The following is a 310-nucleotide window of genomic DNA, read 5'->3' on the forward strand; positions in this document are numbered from 1 at the left end:
CTCCAGGCCGCCCCGATGACGGCTCCGGTCGTGGCGCGCGGTCTGGTCAAGGGCTTCGTGGCACCCGACGGCTCCCGGGTGGTGGCCGGCGACGACGTCGACTTCGAGGCACCCGCCGGGGAGGTCACCGCGATCGTGGGGCAGTCCGGGTCAGGCAAGACGACGTTGCTGCAGTTGCTGGCGGGCCACGACAAGCCCGACGCGGGCTCGGTGCGTCTGGCGGGCGTCGAGATCGCCGAGGTGGGTGACGCAACCGTGACCCGGCTGCGCCGGCGTCAGGTGGGGTTCGTCTTCCAGGCCTTCAATCTCG

Annotated in this window: 1 protein-coding gene; it reads left to right on the forward strand. The window is 71.9% G+C overall.

Annotated features, from left to right (window positions below):
- Positions 1-15: 15 nt before the first annotated feature.
- Positions 16-310, forward strand: a 295-nt coding sequence (locus KSO97_RS17560; protein WP_232682081.1) for an ATP-binding cassette domain-containing protein, incomplete at its 3' end; no start/stop codon positions are given.

The organism is Nocardioides sp. R-C-SC26, assembly GCF_021246465.1.
Taxonomy (GTDB): Bacteria; Actinomycetota; Actinomycetes; order Propionibacteriales; family Nocardioidaceae; genus Nocardioides.